The organism is Mycolicibacterium sp. HS_4_1 (assembly GCF_054515875.1).
On the sequence record NZ_CM137261.1, the window covers coordinates 4,610,331 to 4,627,261 of the forward strand.

15 protein-coding genes are annotated in these 16,931 nt (G+C 66.3%); 9 read left to right on the forward strand and 6 right to left on the reverse strand.

Annotated features, from left to right (window positions below):
• Positions 1-188 precede the first annotated feature (188 nt).
• The gene (locus tag ACX12F_RS22250; RefSeq protein ID WP_459366496.1) at positions 189-1,055 is read right to left on the reverse strand and encodes a MaoC family dehydratase; all 867 of its coding nucleotides are present in this window, start codon (positions 1,053-1,055) and stop codon (positions 189-191) included.
• 88 nt (positions 1,056-1,143) lie between these two features.
• Here ACX12F_RS22250 and ACX12F_RS22255 point away from each other — a divergent pair, with 88 nt between their 5' ends.
• Positions 1,144-3,171 carry an SDR family oxidoreductase gene (locus ACX12F_RS22255; RefSeq protein ID WP_459366497.1) on the forward strand — a complete coding sequence of 676 codons (2,028 nt, stop codon included), beginning with the start codon at positions 1,144-1,146 and terminating at the stop codon, positions 3,169-3,171.
• A 57-nt stretch (positions 3,172-3,228) separates the two neighbouring features.
• Here ACX12F_RS22255 and ACX12F_RS22260 read toward each other — a convergent pair whose 3' ends face one another.
• Positions 3,229-4,473, reverse strand: a complete 1,245-nt coding sequence (locus ACX12F_RS22260; RefSeq protein WP_459366498.1) for an ammonium transporter — start codon at positions 4,471-4,473, stop codon at positions 3,229-3,231.
• A gap of 205 nt (positions 4,474-4,678) precedes the next feature.
• Here ACX12F_RS22260 and glnT point away from each other — a divergent pair, with 205 nt between their 5' ends.
• The 8 genes from glnT to ACX12F_RS22300 all read left to right on the forward strand — a co-directional run bounded on the left by glnT (position 4,679) and on the right by ACX12F_RS22300 (position 13,307).
• The gene (glnT, locus tag ACX12F_RS22265; RefSeq protein ID WP_459366499.1) at positions 4,679-6,016 is read left to right on the forward strand and encodes a type III glutamate--ammonia ligase; all 1,338 of its coding nucleotides are present in this window, start codon (positions 4,679-4,681) and stop codon (positions 6,014-6,016) included.
• 61 nt (positions 6,017-6,077) lie between these two features.
• Positions 6,078-6,989 carry a class II glutamine amidotransferase domain-containing protein gene (locus ACX12F_RS22270; protein ID WP_459366500.1) on the forward strand — a complete coding sequence of 304 codons (912 nt, stop codon included), beginning with the start codon at positions 6,078-6,080 and terminating at the stop codon, positions 6,987-6,989.
• A complete protein-coding gene (locus tag ACX12F_RS22275; protein ID WP_459366501.1) occupies positions 6,986-7,666 on the forward strand; it encodes a GltB/FmdC/FwdC-like GXGXG domain-containing protein in 681 nt (226 codons plus the stop codon). Before ACX12F_RS22270 ends, ACX12F_RS22275 begins: the two co-directional genes overlap by 4 nt.
• 13 nt (positions 7,667-7,679) lie before the next feature.
• A complete protein-coding gene (locus ACX12F_RS22280; protein WP_459366502.1) occupies positions 7,680-9,035 on the forward strand; it encodes an FMN-binding glutamate synthase family protein in 1,356 nt (451 codons plus the stop codon).
• Positions 9,035-10,207, forward strand: coding sequence for an NAD(P)/FAD-dependent oxidoreductase (locus tag ACX12F_RS22285; protein ID WP_459366503.1), 1,173 nt, complete (start codon positions 9,035-9,037; stop codon positions 10,205-10,207). The genes ACX12F_RS22280 and ACX12F_RS22285 overlap by 1 nt, the downstream gene beginning before the upstream one ends.
• A gap of 40 nt (positions 10,208-10,247) precedes the next feature.
• Positions 10,248-11,564: an allantoate amidohydrolase gene (locus ACX12F_RS22290; protein ID WP_459366504.1), complete on the forward strand. Its 1,317-nt coding sequence runs from the start codon at positions 10,248-10,250 to the stop codon at positions 11,562-11,564.
• Entirely contained in the window at positions 11,518-12,165 is a 648-nt protein-coding gene (locus tag ACX12F_RS22295; RefSeq protein WP_459366505.1) for a helix-turn-helix domain-containing protein, read from the forward strand. The genes ACX12F_RS22290 and ACX12F_RS22295 overlap by 47 nt, the downstream gene beginning before the upstream one ends.
• A gap of 53 nt (positions 12,166-12,218) precedes the next feature.
• Positions 12,219-13,307: a nucleoside hydrolase gene (locus ACX12F_RS22300; protein WP_459366506.1), complete on the forward strand. Its 1,089-nt coding sequence runs from the start codon at positions 12,219-12,221 to the stop codon at positions 13,305-13,307.
• 59 nt (positions 13,308-13,366) lie between these two features.
• Here ACX12F_RS22300 and ACX12F_RS22305 read toward each other — a convergent pair whose 3' ends face one another.
• From ACX12F_RS22305 to ACX12F_RS22320, 4 genes are all read right to left on the reverse strand, one after another.
• On the reverse strand, positions 13,367-13,789 hold the full coding sequence (locus ACX12F_RS22305) for an organic hydroperoxide resistance protein (protein WP_459366507.1): 423 nt from the start codon (positions 13,787-13,789) through the stop codon (positions 13,367-13,369).
• 53 nt (positions 13,790-13,842) lie between these two features.
• Positions 13,843-14,274 carry a MarR family winged helix-turn-helix transcriptional regulator gene (locus tag ACX12F_RS22310; protein WP_459366508.1) on the reverse strand — a complete coding sequence of 144 codons (432 nt, stop codon included), beginning with the start codon at positions 14,272-14,274 and terminating at the stop codon, positions 13,843-13,845.
• A gap of 364 nt (positions 14,275-14,638) precedes the next feature.
• The gene (locus ACX12F_RS22315) at positions 14,639-16,207 is read right to left on the reverse strand and encodes a DNA polymerase Y family protein (RefSeq protein WP_459366509.1); all 1,569 of its coding nucleotides are present in this window, start codon (positions 16,205-16,207) and stop codon (positions 14,639-14,641) included.
• Between the two features lies 1 nt (position 16,208).
• Positions 16,209-16,904: a DnaE2-dependent mutagenesis accessory factor ImuA' gene (locus tag ACX12F_RS22320; RefSeq protein WP_459366510.1), complete on the reverse strand. Its 696-nt coding sequence runs from the start codon at positions 16,902-16,904 to the stop codon at positions 16,209-16,211.
• Positions 16,905-16,931 lie beyond the last annotated feature (27 nt).

Sequence of the window (16,931 nt, forward strand, 5' to 3'; positions counted from 1 at the left end):
CCGTAGACTCTGTTGATGGCGCCAAAATGCCCCCGATGCAGCAGCACGGGCATGTATCCACTGACAAACATCAATCCGAAGCCGGCCGCATCCGGTGGTCGTCGGTGGGAATGTGTCGACTGCGGAAAGAACGTCTTCCGCAGCGGCCCCGACGCCGATACGCCCGCGTCAGCGGAGGCCTGAACTCGTCACTCGCTGTACTCCGCCGTCCCGTCCTCGAGCACCAGCCGGGCGTTGCTGCCGTCGGTTCCCGCGGCTTCGGTGCGGAATACCGCGTGTCCGGGCTCGGTGCGCCATACCGAGGTCGTCAACGTCTCGCCGGGGAACACCGGGGAGGTGAAGCGGGCGCCGACAGCCTTGATCTTGGACGCGTCGCCGCCACCGAGTTCGGCGACCAGCACGCGGCCGGCAACCCCGTAGGTGCACAGGCCGTGCAGGATCGGCTTCGGGAAACCGGCGAGGGTCTGAGCGAACCACGGGTCGCTGTGCAACGGATTGCGGTCGCCCGAGAGCCGGTAGATCAGCGGCTGGTCCTCGGTGGTCGCCAGCGCAACGATGGCATCGGCCGGGCGATCCGGAATCTCGGGCGCGGCCGCCCGCTCGCCTGGCTGCCCACCGAAACCACCTTCGCCGCGGATCACCGCCGTCGACCAGGATTCGGCGATCACGTTGCCACTGTCGTCGGTGGCGGTGCCCTTGAACGTCAGGATGGCGTTCTTGCCCTCACCCTTGTCCTGGATGTCGACAACCTCGGAGCTGACATTGAACCGGCCCGCCGGCGGCAGCGGCGCATGCAGCCGAATCTGCTGACTACCGTGCAGTAACTTGCCGAAGTTGAAGCTGCCAACCTCGCCGACGGCACCCCACGCCGGGCATGCGATGACCGCGTACGTGGGCAGCACCTGCTGGTCGATGCCGTGGCTGTTCTCGGTGGTGAACGCCAAATCCTTGGTCCCGCAACCGACTCCGAGTGCATAGAGCAGGGTGTCACGTTCGGTCCATTCGAAGGGCTGCGGTGCGGTCTTGGCTCCGATGGCGTTGGGGTTGATCGGCATTCGGCGGTTCTCCCTCAGAAGTCGGTGTGACAAATTCGGACCCTACGCGCTATTGACCTTGGCCCGCGACAGGTTCACCATGACTCGCATGCGATATGTCGTTACCGGCGGTACCGGGTTTATTGGCCGCCGCGTCGTCAGCCAGATTCTGGCCCTGGACGACGACGCCACCCGGCCCAATTTCGGCACCGCCGAAGTGTTCGTTCTCGTTCGCCGGGGCTCATTGGCCCGATTCGAAGAACTGGCCGCGGAATGGGGTGACCGGGCAAAACCACTGGTCGGTGACCTGACGTCCGCGAGTCTGGGCTTGGCCGATCTGGCCGATCTGGGGCCGATTGATCACGTGGTGCACTGCGCCGCGATCTATGACATGACCGTCGACGCCGCCACGCAGCAGGCCGCGAACGTCGAAGGCACCCGTGCGGTCATCGAGTTGACCCGCAGCCTCGGCGCCACGCTGCACCACGTGTCATCCATCGCGGTGGCGGGCAACTACCGCGGGATCTTCACCGAGGACGACTTCGACGTCTCGCAGGAGCTGCCGACGCCGTACCACCAGACCAAGTTCGAAGCCGAGCAACTGGTGCGCGCCACCCCTGGCCTGCGACACCGGATCTACCGGCCGGCCGTCGTGGTCGGCGACTCCCGGACCGGCGAGATGGACAAGGTCGACGGACCGTACTACTTCTTCGGGGTGCTGTCGCGACTGGCGGCGCTTCCGAAGTTCACGCCGATGATGGTGCCCGACACCGGCCGCACCAACATCGTGCCGGTGGACTATGTCGTTGAAGCGGTCGTCCATCTCATGCATGCCGACGGCCGGGACGGCCAGACTTTCCACTTGACGTCACCGGATCCCATCGGACTCAAGGACATCTACCGTGGCGTCGCACGCGAGGCCGGTCTGCCGCCGCTGCGCGGCACGCTGCCGAAAGCCACCGCCGCCCCGGTACTCAAGGCCACGGGCCGGGCCAAGGTGCTGCGCAACATGGCGGCAACCCAGCTGGGCATCCCCGGCGAGGTCCTCGACGTCGTCGACCTGGCACCGTCGTTCGCGTCGGAGACCACCGTCGCGGCTCTGCAGGGCACCGGCATCGTCCTACCCGAATTCGCTTCGTACGCACCGAAACTGTGGCGTTACTGGGCCGAGCACCTGGACCCCGACCGGGCCCGGCGGGACGACCCGCGCGGTCCGCTCGTGGGTCGCAACGTGATCATCACGGGCGCCTCCAGCGGTATCGGACGAGCCTCCGCCATCGCCGTCGCCGAACGCGGTGGGCGGGTATTCGCGTTGGCCCGCAGCGCCGACGCGCTCGACGAACTCGTCAACGAGATTCGCCAATTCGGCGGCGAGGCCTACGCTTTCACGTGCGACGTGGCCGACGGCGGGTCGGTGGAGCACACCGTCAAGGACATTCTGGGCCAGTTCGATCACGTCGATTATCTCGTGAACAACGCCGGCCGCTCGATCCGTCGTTCGGTCGTCAACTCGACCGACCGCTTCCACGACTACGAGCGCGTGATGGCCGTCAACTACTTCGGCGCAGTCCGGATGACGCTGGCGCTGCTGCCGCACTGGCGGGAACGCCGCTTCGGTCACGTGGTCAACGTGTCGAGCGCCGGGGTCCAGGCCAACAGCCCGAAGTACAGTGCCTACCTGCCGAGCAAGGCCGCACTGGATGCCTTTTCTGAAGTTGTTGGTACCGAGACGCTTTCGGACCACATCACGTTCACCAACATCCACATGCCGTTGGTCGAGACCCCGATGATCGCGCCGTCCAAGCGACTGAACCCCGTGCCGCCCATCACCCCGGAACATGCCGCGGCGATGGTGGTGCGTGGTCTGGTGGAGAAGCCGGCCCGGATCGACACCCCCATGGGAACGCTGGGCGATCTCGGAAATTACTTCACCCCCAAGCTGTCTCGCCGCATACTGCACCAGCTGTACCTGGGCTACCCGGATTCGGCAGCGGCCCGCGGTGTCACCGAAACTCCGCCGCCGGCTGACCGCCCACGCAGCCCGCGCCGGCCCAAGCGACCCAGCGCGGTCAGCAAGGTCCGGGTGCCCCGGCCGGTCAAGACCGCAGTGCGACTCATTCCGGGCGTGCATTGGTAGAGACGACGACACCTGGTCCCAGCCATGGAGCCCGGACCAGGTGTCGCAGTATCGAGGTCAGATCAGTTCGTACGCCGGATCCCGGTGCAGGGTCGAGTCGATGCCTTCTTCCTCCTCTTCTGGCGAGATGCGCATCCCCATCATCTTCTTGATCACGAGCGCGATCACGAGAGCGACCGTGAAGGAGTAGACCAAGACCGATCCTGCCGCGATGGCCTGCTTGAGCAGCAGGTCTGCGCCACCGCCGTACAGGAGCCCGTTGATGCCGTTGGGCATTCCCGCGCTGGCGAAGAACCCGATCAGCAGGGTGCCGACGATGCCGCCGACGAGGTGGACACCGACGACGTCAGTCGAGTCGTCGTAGCCGAATTTGTGCTTGAGGCCGATGGCGAACGGGCAGATCACCGCCGGAATGAAGCCGACGAAGATCGCCCCGACCGGGGTCACGGCACCGCAAGCCGGTGTGATCGCAACCAGGCCCGTGATCGCGCCCGACGCCGCGCCGATGCCGGTCACGTGACCGTCCTTGAACTTCTCGACCAGCAGCCAGCCGAGCGTGGCCGCACACGTCGCGACGAATGACGTGACCATGACGATCGCAGCCGGCTTACCGGCGGCCAGCGCAGAACCACCGTTGAACGCGTACCAACCGGCCCACAGCAGACCGGCGCCGAGCAAGGTGAGCGGCACGTTGTGGGGCTTACGCGACGTCCACGTCGCCGACTTGCCGAGCACCAGGGCAACCGCCAGCGCGGCTGCGCCCGCGTTGATGTGGACGGCGGTGCCACCGGCGAAGTCAATCGCATGCAATTTGTTGGCGATCCAGCCACCCTTGGCCGTGCTGGTCACTACCCCGTCAACCGCGAAAACCCAATGGGCGACCGGGAAATACACCAGGACGGCCCACGCCGTCGCGAAGGCCATCCAGGCCGCGAACTTCATCCGGTCTGCCGCGGCACCCGAGACGATCGCCACGGTGAGCGCAGCGAAGAGCGCCTGGAACAGCGCAAACAAACTGACCGGCAGCCCGTTGATGGTGGTCATCGGGTCCAAGAGGTCCTTCATCCCCGCGAACTCGGTGAAGCTGCCGACGAATCCGCCATACGAGGTGCCGAACGTCATCGAGAAGCCGAACAACACCCACAGCACACCGACGACCGCCACGGCGCCGTACGTCATCATCATCATGTTGGTCGAACTCTTCACACTGACCATGCCGCCATAGAACAACGCCAGTCCAGGGATCATGATGGTGAGCCCAATGATGCAGCAGAGCATGAATGCTGTTGTTCCGGTATCCATTTCGCCTCCTCGCAGGTTCGTGGGCCCTTTCCGCGCCCGTCTCCCAGTAGTAGACATCGTATTCTTTGCGTAGACACTACGTTGGATGTAACAACCTTATGAACGGTCCCGTAACGCCGAAGTTACGTCGCCACCGTTGCAATGGACCCGTGCCCCATGTCTACTATTAAGAAACATCGATTCCTAACAGTAGTCGGGAGTAGGCATGACGAAGCCCAATGCGCTAGCGGAACTGGCCGAGCAATCCGGAACCACATTCATCCTTGCGCTCTTCGTCGACCTCAACGGCAAGCCGTGCGCCAAGCTGGTACCCGTCGAAGCGGTCGATGAACTCGCCACCGCAGGGGTCGGATTCGCCGGGTATGCGGTCGGCGCCATCGGCCAGGAGCCGAAAGACCCCGATCTGATCGCCATACCCGACCCCACGTCTTTCACCCCGATCCCCTTCGTCAAAGAAGGTCTGGCCCTTGTCCATTGCGACCCACACGTCAACGGCGCACCGTGGCCGTTCGCTCCCCGCAACATCCTCAAAGCCATGGTGCAGCAGGCCGCCGACGCCGGATTCGAACCCTGGATCGGCGCCGAGGTCGAGTACTTCCTACTGAAGCGCGACGCCGGCGGTGCGCTGGTACCCGCGGACGACCAGGACACCGCAGCCCAACCGTGTTACGACGCCCGCAGCGTCACCCGGATGTACGACCACCTTTCGTCGATCAGCACCGCCATCAACGGGCTCGGCTGGGGAAACTATGCCAACGACCACGAGGACGGATCCGGCCAGTTCGAGCAGAATTTCACTTACGCCGAGGCGCTCACGACTTGCGACCGCGTCATCACTCTGCGATACCTGCTCAACGTGATGGCCGCCGAACGGGGCATGATCGCGACGTTCATGCCAAAGCCGTTCGCCGACAAGACCGGATCCGGTCTGCACATGCATATCTCGCTCACCAGCGGCGGCGCCCCGGCGTTCCCCGCCGAACCCACCGAGGACGACCGCGGCCTCGCGATGTCCGCGACCGCGTATTCGTTCATCGCCGGCATCCTCGATCACGCCTGCGCGATGCAAGCGGTGATCGCGCCAACGGTCAACTCCTACAAGCGAACCGGAGCCATCTCAACGGCGTCCGGGGCGTCGTGGGCGCCTCGCTTTCCGACGTACGGCGGCAACGACCGCACCCACTATGTCCGGGTCCCGGACAGCAGCCGGGTCGAGCTGCGCGGGGGCGACGGCTCCGCCAACCCGTACCTGGCGGCAGCCGTTGCGCTCGCCGCCGGACTCGACGGCGTCAAGCGCACGGCCGATCCCGGCCCGCTGGGCACGGGACCAAAGCAGGAACAGCTCCCGGCGACGCTGCTTCATGCGATCGAACGGTTGGAGACCGACGAGGTGATGACCGGCGCCCTGGATGCGGCGATCCCACCGGGCTCCGACATCCCCAGTGTTGCAGCCTATTTCGCGCGTATGAAGAAGACCGAATTCTGGGATTGGCACTCGGCCGTCGGCGCCTGGGAGCACGAGCGCTACCTCACCGCATTCTGAGCACAGCAACCAACCCCTGTCGGCCGGACACGGCCGCGACGAGAAAGGAACTCGTACCACCATGTGCGGAATCGTCGGGTTGCACTTACGCACCCCCGAGTTGTACCCCCGGCTGGGCGAACTGTTGACCGGCATGCTGACCGCGATGGAGGCGCGCGGCGCCGACTCGGCAGGGATCGCCGTGTACGGCAACCCGCAGTGGTCACCGGCCGGGCAGAGCACCATCTCCCTGATCGAGGTCGGTGCCTCGCCCCGGGAGGTCAGCGACGCACTCGGTGGCCAGCTCAATACCGATGTCACGGTCATCGTCCGTGACGTGACCTACTTGGTGTCAGCACACACCACACCCGACGCGTTGCTCACCGCCGCCAAAGCGCGTTACCCGCACGTGCTCGTCGGCGGATTCGGCACCGACGTGGCCGTGCTCAAAGGCGTCGGCACGCCCACCGCACTCGCCGAAAGTTGGGGGCTGGCAAGCGCACACGGGTGGCAAGGCGTCGGTCATACCCGGATGGCCACCGAGTCGGCGGTCACCCCCAGCGGCGCCCATCCGTACGCGGTGGGTGCGGATCAATGCCTGGTACACAACGGGTCCTTCGCCAACCACGCCAGCATCCGGCGTGACCTACGGGCCGCCGGTGTCGAATTCGACTCCGAGAACGACACCGAGGTCGGCGCGCGCTTCGTCGCCCACGAGCTGGCCGCGGGATCCGACGTCGAACGGGCATTGACCGATCTGACAACGACGTTCGACGGCTTCTACACGCTGCTGGTCTCCAACAGCGACAGTTTCGCGATCGTGCGCGACGCCATCGCGTGCAAGCCCGCCGTCATCGCCGAGACCTCCGACTGGGTTGCCGTCGCATCGGAGTTCCGCGCCCTCGCGCATCTACCCGGGGTTGCGGCTGCCCGAATCTGGGAGCCCGAGCCCGAAGTCGTCTATGCCTGGAGTCGAGAGGCGGTGCCCGCATGAGCAGCGCGCCAACAACGTTCGATCTGTCAGTCACGCCGCTGCGTGACATCAACACTGCCCTGCATGCCGACGCGATCGACGGCCAGTACGTCATCGTCAACCCTCAGGGCGCGCACAACGTGGCCGTCGGCGTCAACGCACCGGTGGAGATCACCATCAACGGCCACGTCGGCTACTACGCCGCCGGCATGAACCAGAAGGCCGAGATCACCGTCAACGGCAACGCCGGGCAGGGCTTGGCGGAAAACATGATGAGTGGTGTCGTCCACGTCACCGGTGACGCGTCGCAGTCGGCGGGCGCCACCGGACGCGGCGGACTGCTCGTGATCGACGGCAATGCCGCGGCCCGGTGCGGAATCTCGTTGAAGGGCCTCGACATCGTGGTCGGTGGCTCGGTCGGCCACATGAGCGCTTTCATGGCTCAGCGCGGGCGGATCGTCATCCGCGGCGACGCCGGCGATGCCCTCGGTGACTCGATCTACGAGGCGCGCCTGTACGTCCGCGGAGACGTGAAATCCCTTGGCGCGGATTGCATCGAGAAACCGATGGAGGCCGAGCACCTCGAGGAACTCGCAGGTCTGCTCAAGGCCGCCGGCTACGACGACGATCCGGCCGCGTATCGGCGTTACGGCTCGGCCCGCAATCTCTACCACTTCCAAGCCCATAACTCCTACTGATCGGGAGCAGCCCATGACCTTCTCAGCAGACGACCGCGCCCACCGCGGTCTGCGTGAGTCCGCGACCTTCGACCGTGCCACCATCGCCGCCATCCACCGAGCGGCAGACACCGGCATCTACGACATCCGCGGCTGGGGCGCCAAGCGCGCTCTCCCCCATTTCGACGACCTGCTGTTCCTCGGCGCATCCATGTCGCGCTACCCGCTCGAGGGGTATCGGGAAAAGTGCGGAACCGATGTGGTGTTGGGCGCCCGAAATGCGAAATACCCGCTGCACCTCGATATTCCGGTCACCATCGCGGGCATGTCCTTCGGGGCGTTGTCCGGACGCGCCAAGGAGGCGCTCGGCCGCGGCGCTTCCGAAGCGGGGACCTCTACCACCACCGGCGACGGCGGTATGACCCCAGAGGAACGCGGGCACTCCAAACACCTTGTCTACCAATACCTCCCTAACCGCTACGGGATGAATCCGGACGACCTGCGCCGCGCCGACGCCATCGAGGTGGTGCTCGGCCAGGGCGCCAAGCCCGGTGGCGGCGGAATGCTTTTGGGACAGAAGGTGTCCGAACGCGTCGCCGGCATGCGCGACCTGCCACAAGGTATCGACCAGCGATCAGCCTCGCGCCACCCGGACTGGACGGGCCCCGACGATCTGACCATCAAGATCAACGAACTCCGGGAGATCACCGACTGGGAGAAGCCGATCTACATCAAGGTCGGGGCGTCGCGCACCTACTACGACGTCAAGCTCGCGGTGCATGCCGGTGCCGACGTGGTGGTGGTCGACGGCATGCAGGGCGGCACCGCCGCGACCCAGGAGGTCTTCATCGAACACGTCGGCATCCCCACTCTGGCGGCCGTGCCCCAAGCGGTACAGGCGCTGCAGGAACTCGGTGTACATCGCAAGCCCGACGGGGTTCAACTGATCGTGTCCGGTGGTATCCGCACCGGCGCAGACGTGGCGAAAGCACTGGCACTGGGAGCGGATGCGGTCGCCATCGGCACCGCCGCATTGATCGCCCTCGGCGACAACCACCCCAAGTACGAGGACGCATATGCCCAACTCGGCTCGGCGGCAGGCTTTTTCGACGACTTCCAGGATGGCCGGGACCCGGCCGGCATCACCACCCAGGATCCCGTGCTGCAGCAGGCACTGGACCCCGTCGACGGCGGTCGCCGGGTGGCCAACTATCTACGAGTGCTGACAATGGAGGCACAAACCATCGCTCGGGCGTGCGGAAAGGCACATGTCACACACCTGGAACCCGAGGACCTGGTCGCTGTGTCCATCGAAGCCGCCGCCATGGCGCGCGTGCCGCTGGCCGGCACGTCGTGGATTCCGGGCCAGGGCGCGGCGGGTACGTTCTGATGACGGCAGTCGTTATCGGCGGCGGCCTGATCGGGCTGTCGATCGCGCGTTCGCTGACACAGCGCGGACTAACGGATGTCGTTGTTCTGGAACGCCATCAGCTGGCAAGCGGTGGCACCGGAAAGTCGTCGGGAATCGTGCGCGCGCACTATGGCGTGCCGTCGATCGCCGCAATGGCATGGCGCAGCCTGCCGGTGATCGAACAACTCGGAGACGCCGTCGGATTCCGTCAGGTCGGCTACACCGTTCTCGTCGGCGCGGAGAACGTCGATGCCCTGACCGCGAATACCGTCATGCACCAGTCTCTGGGCGTCGAGGTCGAGTTGATCGACACCGACACCTTGCAGAAGCTGTGGCCGATGCTGGAGACCTCGGACGTGGCCCTGGCCTCGTACGAGCCACGTGGCGGATTCGCCGACGCCACTCAGCTGGCACTGCACTTCGGGCAAGCGGCCCGGGCGGCGGGCGCCAAGGTCCGGCAGAACACCCCGGTCGCGCGGGTCCTGACGACCGGCGACAAGGTCACTGGCGTCGCGTTGGAGAACGGCGACACCATCGACGCCGATCTGGTGGTCGTGGCCAACGGCTGGTGGTCGGCAAAGTTGTTGGCCGACATGGGGATCAGCTTCCCGATCGAGGCGTATCGATCGGAGCTACTGATCGTCGACGCCGGGACCCCGCTGCCCGACCTACCGGTGATCTCCGACCTCATCAGCCTGCAGTACTGCCGCGTCGAAGGCTCCGGCCAGTTCCTGGTCGGCAACAGCGATCACGCCGACTTCCAGAAGAAGTTCGTCGACCCGGACAACTACTCAAATGTCGCGGCGGAAGCGTCGGTCCTCGCGTACGGCGAAAAGGTGATGCACCGCTTTCCCGGCTTCCCCGAGCCGGCGGTCACCCACACCTATGCGGGCGTGTACGACGTACCGCCGGACTGGAACCCGGTGATCGCGCCAATCGGTGGGGTCGACGGGCTGATCCTGGCCGCCGGCTTCGCCGGCCACGGTTTCAAGATCAGTCCCGCGGTCGGAGAACTGGTCGCGGACCTGGTCTTCGAAGGCGACAGCACGCACCCCGACATCCCGGCCGCGGATTTCCGGCTGGAACGGTTCGCCGAAGGTAAGCCACTGAACAGCCTGCACCCGTATGTCGGTGCGGGCGAGATGCGCTGACCACACCCCACTCCTGATCCATTTCCCGCGAAGGGTTTTCATGCCTGACACCGTCTCCTCTCTGCTGGCCGAGATTGCCGACACCGGCGTCGACAGTCAGCGCGGCGGCTACAGCCGGCCGGTCTATTCGACTGCCGAGCTCGACCTGCGTGCATGGTTCATGGCGCACGCGGCCAAGCGCGGTCTCGATGTCGAGACGGACCGCAACGGGATCATCTGGGCGTGGGCCGGCGGGGTCGGCGACAACGCAGTCGTCACCGGCAGCCACCTAGATTCAGTGCCCGGAGGCGGGGCGTATGACGGACCGCTCGGGGTCGCCTCCGCATTGGTCGCGTTCGATCTGCTGGCTGCCCGCGGCGTCGGCGGTCGCCGCGCCATCGCGGTGTTCCCCGAGGAGGAAGGCTCCCGCTTCGGCGTCGCGTGCCTGGGCTCGCGGCTGCTGACTGGGGCGATCGACCCGGGCCGGGCCCTCTCGCTGACCGACAGCGGCGGCACCACCTTCGCCGAGGCAACCCGTCGTGCCGGATTCGATCCGGCCCTGATGGGGCCGGACCCGGAAACGCTCTCGCGGATCGGGACATTCGTGGAGCTCCATGTCGAGCAGGGCCGCGGTTTGGTGGACCTCGGCCGACCCGTCGCCGTCGCATCGTCGATCCTCGGTCACGGACGATGGCGCCTGTCCTTCACCGGTGAAGGCAACCACGCCGGCACCACGCTGATGTCGGACCGCTCCGATCCCATGGTCGCGGCCGCCCGGCTGATCCTCGCCGTCCAGGAACAAGCAAGTGCCATCAGCGGCGCGAGAGCCACCGTCGGACGGGTCGTCCCGATTCCGGGCGGCACCAACGTCATCGCCTCCCGTGTGGATATCTGGCTCGACGTGCGTCACCCCGATGACTCGGTGACCAAGTTCTTGGTACACCAGATCGCCGAGGCGGCCAATGCTGCCGCCCGTCAGGACGGATGCGGCGTCACGATGATCGAAGAATCATTCAGCGCCACAGTTGATTTCGACTCACAGCTGCGCGACACCCTGAGCACAGTTCTCGATGAGGCGCCGATACTGGGCACCGGCGCCGGACATGACGCGGGAGTGTTGAAGAACTTCACCAGTACCGCGATGTTGTTCGTACGCAACCCCACTGGGGTTTCACACGCCCCCGCGGAGGCCGTCGAGGACCCCGATGCCGAAGCCGGCGCGTTGGCCCTTGCCGACAGTGTGCAGCACCTCATCGCATCTCGATTCGATGAAGCGGCCACGACCGCGAGTTGTCCACTGACAGTGGACGTTGATGCGTTACGGTTAACAGATGGGGAACGACGAAACGCTACTCCGCAATGCGGGCACCACTCGTGACCGCAGACCGGAGGACAAGGTCGAGGAGCTCGAGCTCGAAGTGGCCATCGCGCGCAATGTCCGCCAGCTGCGCCACAATTCAGGCCTCTCCGTCGGTGACATGGCAGGCCGCATCGGCATCTCCAAGGCCATGCTGTCCAAGATCGAGAACGCCCAGACGTCGTGCTCGCTGAGCACCCTGGCGCTGCTGTCCAAAGGTTTCGACGTGCCGGTGACGTACCTGTTTCGCGGCGCCGACACCGAGCGGCCGGCATCGTTCGTCAAAGCCGGAAAAGGCACCCCGATCATCCGCAGCGGTTCGCAAGCCGGTCATGAGTACCAACTACTGGGCGGGCTTCGCGGCGAACACAAGCGGCTGGAGTGCCTCATGGTGACGCTCACGGAGGACAGCGAGGTCTATCCGCTGTTCCAGCATCCCGGGACCGAATTCATCTACATGCTGGACGGCGTCATGGACTACGGTCATGGTCACTCCGAATACCGGCTCGAGCCCGGCGACTCTCTGCAGTTCGACGGCGAAGGCGTCCACGGACCGACACGCCTGATCCGGTTGCCGATCCGCTTTGTATCGGTCATCGCCTTCCCCGACGGCGCGATCTGAGCCAACGGTCAATCGAAATGCCCGTTGCCCCGTAGGCCCCTATGGTTGGCCACATGACTGGGGACTTACTTCCCACCGGCCGGGCCAGGGTGCAGCCGGTTTTTGCTGACGTCGACACCGGCGTCGACGATGCGATGGCGCTGGCCTACCTTCTGGCCAGCGCCGACGCCGAATTGGTCGGCATCGCGTCCACCGCGGGCAATGTTCCAGTCGACCAGGTGTGCGTCAACAACCTGGGATTGCTGCAGCTGTGCGGCGTCGGGCCCATCCCGGTGTCCCGGGGCTCGAGTGTTCCGCTGGTCGCGCCGTTGCGCACGGCAGAGGACACCCACGGCCCACGAGGTTTGGGTTACGCCGAACTGCCCGAACCGAATCCAGAATCGGCAACCGGCGGCGTGCTCACCGAGTACGACGCAGCCGAGGCATGGATCCAGGCGGCACGCGAGTACCCCGGCGAGCTGATCGGCCTGGTCACCGGTCCGTTGACCAACTTCGCGCTGGCACTGCGCCTGGAACCAGCGCTCCCCCGGCTGCTGCGTCGGCTCGTGATCATGGGCGGCGCCTTCGACTACCGGGGCAACACCACGCCGGTGTCCGAATGGAACATCAGTGTCGACCCGGAGGCCGCTGCCGAGGTGTTCTCGGTCTGGGGCGCGGCGTGGGGCCTGGAGGAGCCGACACATCTGCCGATTGTGCTGGGGCTCAACCTGACCGAGAACATCGCGATGACGCCGTCACTGCTGAGCCGGCTGGCGACCGCAGCGGGCGGACCGTCATCGCCGATGAGCGTGTTGGACGATCGCGGGACGCGGTCCACGTCGTCCAACGCGCTGATCCGGGTGCTGGAAGACGCCATGCGGTTCTATTTCGAATTCCATTTCGACCAGGGCGAGGGCTACCTGGCGCACCTGCACGACCCGCTCGCGGCGGCGGTAGCGCTGGACCCAGACATCGTCCGGTACCAGCAGGCAACGGTCGACGTGGAACTACTCGGCACGCTGACCCGCGGCATGACGGTGGCCGACTGGCGCGGGCATTGGGGGCGTCATCCCAATGCCCACATCGGGGTCGAGGTCGATCCGGTGGCGTTCTTCGACCGGTTCATCGAGCGCGTCGGGAGGTTCGCCGCGGGACTCCCCTAGACGCCGAATGGCCACCTGCGACAAGATACTTCGCAAGTGGCCGGTCGGCACTGCCGCGATCAGTCGTCGGTGACGGTGATCGTGACGTCGATGTTGCCACGGGTGGCATTGGAGTAGGGGCACACCTGGTGGGCCTTGTCCGCCAGCTCCTGGGCTGCGTCGTGATCCAGGTTGGGCAGCGTGATCTCCAGCTCGACCGCGAGGCCAAACCCGCCGTTGTCCAGTTGCCCGAGCGAAACCCGTGCTCCCACAGACGAATCGGTGACATCCGCCTTGGCCTCGCGAGCGACCAGACGCAGCGCCGAGTGGTAGCAGGCGGCATAACCGATGGCGAACAGCTGCTCGGGATTGGTGCCGTTACCGCTGCCGCCCATCTCCTTCGGGATGGCCAGGTCGAGGTCGAGCTTGCCGTCCGAGGTGCGACCGTGGCCGTCGCGACCTTCGCCGGTGGCCAGGGCTTCTGCGGTGTAGAGCGCCTTCATGTCGATCTCCTTGGTAGTTGGTTGGTGCTGGTGACGCGGGATGCGTCGGTAAATCAGTGCGATGCGGTCAGCGCATCGGTCAATCGGCGGATTGCGTCACGCAGGTCCGCTGCTTCCTGTTCGGTGATGCCGGTCTGGGCACCCAGCCTTTCGGGAATGCACTGGGCCTTGGCTTCGAGCTTGCGGCCGGCCGGGGTGAGGGTTACCTCGACCTGACGCTCGTCGTGCTGCGACCGTTCACGACGGATGAATCCATTGACTTCCAACCGTTTCAGTAGCGGTGAGAGAGTCCCCGAATCCAGCTGCAGCCGCTCACCCAGCCGCCCGACCGTGACTCGACCCTCTTCCCACAGCACCAGGAGCGCCAGGTACTGCGGGTAGGTGAGATTGAGCTCGGACAGGATCGGCCGGTAGGCCGCCGTCATGGCCCGCGACGCCGAGTACAAGGCGAAGCAGAGTTGACGGTCCAAGGTGAGTGCATCCACACGAAGAACCATAGCCCACAATTCAATTGTGTACAACTAAATGTTCCCGGCGTTCCCGAAGTCACGTCAGTTCGGGTCGCTTCCGACGTTTCTGGTGGTCCCCCTGGCGGGCGCTACGGCGAATGTGCAGCTTCAGGCGGTGGATCTGCGCGAAATATCGACGGAACCTGCACACTCGCCATAGGAAGCGATCGGACAACCAGTGGTTCGAACGCCAGGTCCGACCGCGAGACGCCAACACTCACGAACGTATGGCTAGATCATCGGATCCATAGATCCGATGATCTGCACAAACAGTCGCGGGCCCTCGCCCGGGTCCATGATTCGGGTCAACCGCACGCCCAGACCTCAGCGCCGCGCCACCCTATTCATAGACCCCCTCCACGTACCACCGCCGCTGTCGGTAACACAGCAGCAGCGCACGGCTCTCCTCATCGCCCCCGAGCAACACCTGGGCTCGAGCCGTGCGTCCTTTCCCCCGCTCCGGATCCCACCAGCGTTCGTCGACCGGCCATGGTCCCGCCCACCAGCGCAACACCCCGCGATAGCCCGACCCCGTCAGCCCCACCGGATCCGTGGAGAACATGCCCCGGTCCGTGACCCGGACCGAATCACCGTGTGCATCAACAAGTTCCACTGGATCATCCAGCAGGACCACCGGGGCCGGCTCCGGTAGCCGCCCCGGCCAGGGTTGCGTCGGATCATTCAGCGGCACCACCTCATCTCCCAGCGGGGTGAGCGTGATGCGCTCGGCCGGCCCCCGACCACCGCTGAGCACCGGCACCTGCACCGCCTCCGGCCCCAGCAGACCCTGGACCCGCACCAGCGCCCGCCGAGCCCGCATCCGGTCGTCATCGCCGGAGGATCCCCACAACGGCAGCTGCAGCGCCGCGGCCGAGACCACCTCGACCGGATGCAGTCGCAGCACCGTGATGGGCGCAGTAGGACCGGCGCCACCCAGGCCCCGCCTGGTCAACCAGCCGTCCAGTTGCCACCGCACCCGGTCCGCGGTGGCGTCCTCGGTCAGCGGTTCGGCACAGCGCCAAACCCGTTGCAATTCTTCGCCGTTGGCGGTCACCGCATCGATCGACAGCCGAGTACAGCCCACCCCCGCAGACTCCAGGCTGCGGTGTAGCCTGCCGGCCAACGAGCGTCCGGCGAACGCCGCCGCGTCCACCCTGTCGACGGGCGGGTCGCAGTCCATCACAGCATCGAGATCCGACGGCGTCTCCGGGCCTGCCGGTCGACGGTCCGGCTCGCCCCGGGCGAACCGGTGTGCGACCACCGCGTCGGTACCGAACCGGGACCCCACGTCGGTCCGGGACAGCGCGGCGAACTGCCCGATGGTTCGGATACCCATGCGCCACAACAAGTCCGCCAGCTCTTCCCGGCCGTCACCGGACAGGCTCGGTTCAGTGGCCAGTTGCCGGATGGACAGTCCGGCGAGAAACTGCGCGTCCTCCCCCGGCGCGAGGATCCGTCCGGCCCGGGCGGCGAACACCGCGGTGGGCAGCTGGTCGGCGATACCCACCTGGCATTCGACCCCGGCCGCGCCCACCGCGTCGACCAACCGCTCGGCCGCGGTCTGCTCAGACCCGAAATACCGGGCCGCCCCACGCACCGGCAACACCAGCAGTCCCGGCCGCAGTACCTCCGCGCGCGGCACCACCTCGTCGACCGCAGCCGTCACCCCCTCGAAATGACGGGCGTCCCGGGCCGGATCGGCTGTGGCGACGTGCAATTGCGGGCAGCGGGCCTGAGCCTCCCTGCGCCGTAACCCCCTTCGCACCCCCGACGCCCGCGCCGACGCCGAACAGGCCGCCACCCGGTTCGCCAGAGTGACCGCCACCGGTTCGGTCACCGGCAGTCCGGCGGCCACTGCCGCCGCCACCGCGGGCCAGTCCATGCACCAGATGGCCAGCACCCGGGACATCTCACCCACCCACCGCTCGGAGCGGACGCATCGAGCGGCCTCGGGCTCGCGTGTCCAGCCGCACCCGGCCTATCCGCCCACACCCCGGCACCGGGTCTCCAGTTCCCGCGCCGACTACCTCATACCCGCGGACCCGGGCCTCCAGCCGTACTGTCGCCCCCGGCCAGTCGCCATCGGTGACCAGCAGGGTGCACTCGCGCTGCCGGGCTCGGGACGCCACCACCCGCGCCCGCCCGGCCTGAACGGACTTGCCGCCCAGGCCGAGCAGCACCAGTTCGAGTCCGTCCATGAGCACCGCGGCCACCTCCACGGGATCCGGTCCCGGATCCGGGATGAGTGCGATGCGTTCCAGATCGGCTCCCATCTCCACCGCGGCCAACAGCCCGACCTTGGGCTGACCGACGATGGCCGCATACCCACCGGACGCCGTCACCGCAGCCACCATCCGCAGTGGCAACGACCGGGCTCCCGAGAGCACTGCGACGGTGCCACGGGGCAACACCTCAGGCAGCAGATCAGACCGGGAATTCGGCGGTTCCAGCAAACTCTCAACCGCCTTCGGGGCCGGCTCCGACCGACCCCGGTCCCGGCTCCGCAAACCTGCTGGTCCAGACATCTCGGCGATCTTGCGCCGGAGCTGTTCCAGCTGGTCAGCGCGGTCAATCCGACTATTCGCCAGACTGGTCACAGCCGCCACAACAACACCTCCAACACCACCAGACAC

What these genes read in the sequence shown, in the direction of transcription:
- ACX12F_RS22250 (WP_459366496.1), bottom strand. Translation starts at nt 1,055, where the DNA reads ATGCCGATCAACCCCAACGCCATCGGAGCCAAGACCGCACCGCAGCCC.
- ACX12F_RS22255 (WP_459366497.1), top strand. Translation starts at nt 1,144, where the DNA reads ATGCGATATGTCGTTACCGGCGGTACCGGGTTTATTGGCCGCCGCGTC.
- ACX12F_RS22260 (WP_459366498.1), bottom strand. Translation starts at nt 4,473, where the DNA reads ATGGATACCGGAACAACAGCATTCATGCTCTGCTGCATCATTGGGCTC.
- glnT (WP_459366499.1), top strand. Translation starts at nt 4,679, where the DNA reads ATGACGAAGCCCAATGCGCTAGCGGAACTGGCCGAGCAATCCGGAACC.
- ACX12F_RS22270 (WP_459366500.1), top strand. Translation starts at nt 6,078, where the DNA reads ATGTGCGGAATCGTCGGGTTGCACTTACGCACCCCCGAGTTGTACCCC.
- ACX12F_RS22275 (WP_459366501.1), top strand. Translation starts at nt 6,986, where the DNA reads ATGAGCAGCGCGCCAACAACGTTCGATCTGTCAGTCACGCCGCTGCGT.
- ACX12F_RS22280 (WP_459366502.1), top strand. Translation starts at nt 7,680, where the DNA reads ATGACCTTCTCAGCAGACGACCGCGCCCACCGCGGTCTGCGTGAGTCC.
- ACX12F_RS22285 (WP_459366503.1), top strand. Translation starts at nt 9,035, where the DNA reads ATGACGGCAGTCGTTATCGGCGGCGGCCTGATCGGGCTGTCGATCGCG.
- ACX12F_RS22290 (WP_459366504.1), top strand. Translation starts at nt 10,248, where the DNA reads ATGCCTGACACCGTCTCCTCTCTGCTGGCCGAGATTGCCGACACCGGC.
- ACX12F_RS22295 (WP_459366505.1), top strand. Translation starts at nt 11,518, where the DNA reads ATGGGGAACGACGAAACGCTACTCCGCAATGCGGGCACCACTCGTGAC.
- ACX12F_RS22300 (WP_459366506.1), top strand. Translation starts at nt 12,219, where the DNA reads ATGACTGGGGACTTACTTCCCACCGGCCGGGCCAGGGTGCAGCCGGTT.
- ACX12F_RS22305 (WP_459366507.1), bottom strand. Translation starts at nt 13,789, where the DNA reads ATGAAGGCGCTCTACACCGCAGAAGCCCTGGCCACCGGCGAAGGTCGC.
- ACX12F_RS22315 (WP_459366509.1), bottom strand. Translation starts at nt 16,207, where the DNA reads ATGTCCCGGGTGCTGGCCATCTGGTGCATGGACTGGCCCGCGGTGGCG.